Annotated in this window: 1 protein-coding gene and 1 pseudogene; both read right to left on the reverse strand. The window is 69.5% G+C overall.

Translation table 11 applies throughout. The features are described from left to right. Window positions 1-124: 124 nt before the first annotated feature. Window positions 125-943 (reverse strand): hypothetical protein, encoded by an 819-nt coding sequence (locus ACI2LP_RS34320; protein ID WP_404728454.1) that lies wholly within the window; start codon window positions 941-943, stop codon window positions 125-127. Between the two features lie 746 nt (window positions 944-1,689). Beyond that, a pseudogene (locus ACI2LP_RS34325) lies at window positions 1,690-2,073 on the reverse strand (hypothetical protein); the annotation flags it as partial.

The following is a 2,073-nucleotide window of genomic DNA, read 5'->3' on the forward strand; positions in this document are numbered from 1 at the left end:
GCGCAGAGTGGCTGTTCGATGTCTTGGCGGATGGCCGCCCCGAGGCGTATCAGCTGTTCGTTCACGATCCGTGCTCGGGCTCCACGGCCCTTGCACGACCCCTGGCACAGGTGCTCGGCCAGCTTCAGGTCGATCCGTGCGCCGCGGCCGGGATCGCCTCCGCGGGCAGCACGGTGAGACGTTCGGTGAAGCTGGCCGTGCCGTCCAGCTCAATCAGACGCAGGAAGGTGAAGAACGTCCTCGCCTGCGTCTCCCCACCCATCTTCAGCTCGACAGGGACGTTGCGCACGTCGCACTCCGCGAACCGTGTGGCGCGGGTCCCCGGGACAGACGTGTTGCACCAGTCGACGGCCATGACCCGCGCGGCAGTGTCCGCGGGCAGCGGCTTGTCCGCAGACGGACCGAAGCACACCTGACGGCCATCGTCGTCGACGGGCCCGCACTGGTCGGCCTCAGCTGACCTGGCGGCGCCGGCGGCGGGGGCACTCAGCGGCTTGGTCTGCTCGGTGCTGGGGCCGACGTCGAACCAGCTCGGATCGGGCGCAGAATAGTTCGGCGTAGGCAACGTCAGGTCGACAGGCAGCTCGATGCGGAACCGCTTCCACGGCGACCACGATGCCTCGTACAGGGAGCCATCGTAGGCGGAGGTGTGGAACACGTAGTCGACGTTCGTCTGCAACCTGCCGACCGCGTTCACCGAGACGGTTGTACCGGACGCCACGTAGGGGGACACGATGACGCCGTACTCATTGTCGGAGATCGTGACCTTGGTCTTCGGCTTCCCTGCGGCGTCGGCCGTCCACACCTCGAAGGTCAGGTTGGCCTTGTCGCCGTCGGCGTCGGTCACCGAGTTCTTGAGCATGATCTTCTGCGAGTTGACGAGCTGGACGCCGAGGTTGTCCTGCTTCTTCGAGGGGGTGGCCGAGGGGTACTTGCCCGACACCGCCGGGCTCCGGCCATGATCCCCATGTCGCTTTCAGGTCCTGCGGCGGGACGGCTCGACGGTGCGGCATTCGGGTGTGAGTACCACGAACGGCTTTCCCGAACGACTGCAGGACCTCCAGCTGGCGCTGAACCGCGTGCCAGCGCAGAACGCGCAGCTCAGCCGTTCACTGCCGTGGAGCGTTGATGCGACGCCGGGCCGGACTTACGAGCGACCATTGGTGGGCGCTCGGACCGAGACCGTCACCTGCCCCGCCTCCCCCGGGTACACCCCCGAGCAGATCACGCAACGGCAGCAGATGTGGCGGCGCATGCTGGGGCTCGCTGCCGCGATCACCACGCATCCTGGTCGAGGTCGGCTGGGCGGGCTGGTGTGCGGGGGTCCGCTTTGCCGGAGTGTTGTGTGTGGCCGGCAGGGCGTATTCCGGAAGGCTTGGGGGCTGAAGGCCGGGCAGGTCCGTGGGCCCGGGGAGCGCCGCGCGCCCGGGGTTGCCCGCGGGCATGGGGACCGTGCAGCTGTTGAACAGCGGGCCGGGCGGGCTCTGTTGGGAGATCCGGAACGCCCAGTGCATCAGGTACGCGCGTTCGACGGGCCGATAGGTCCTCTCAACGTGGACGGTCGCACCAGCGGCCTGCCAAGCCGCGAGGAAGCGCTGTACCGAGGTCCGGAACGACTGGGCCAGATCTGCCACATCGGGGTCCTGCCGGGCTGTGCAGCAGCATCTGTCCTGGGTCTTCCCGCGGCGTTCACTTGACGATGACGTCCCCGGCCGGCGGGGGCGGGGGCGGGGCGGGTGCGTCCGGAGGGGAGGAGTTGCTGGTGTCGTTCCCGGCTGGCGGGGGCGGGGCGGGTGCGTCCGCAGGGGAGGAGTTGTTGGTGTTGTCCTCGGCCGGTTTGGGCGGGGCCGGGGCATCGGGTGCCGGGGAATTGTTGGTGTCGTCCTTGGCCGGCGGGGGCGGTGTAGGCGTGTCGGGGCAGGGGGGGCCGTTTTTGCCGCCGCTGCCGGAGCCGCCTCGGCCGTTTTTGCCGTTGTTGCCGCCGCAGCGGCCGTTGCCGCCGCGGCCGCCGGCGCCGCCTGTGCCGGCGCCGCCCGGTGCGGTGCAGATGGTGGCGTCGGTTACGGTGCCGTT

Origin of the sequence: Streptomyces sp. NPDC019890, from assembly GCF_044903445.1 — a bacterium.
Taxonomy (GTDB): domain Bacteria; phylum Actinomycetota; class Actinomycetes; order Streptomycetales; family Streptomycetaceae; genus Streptomyces.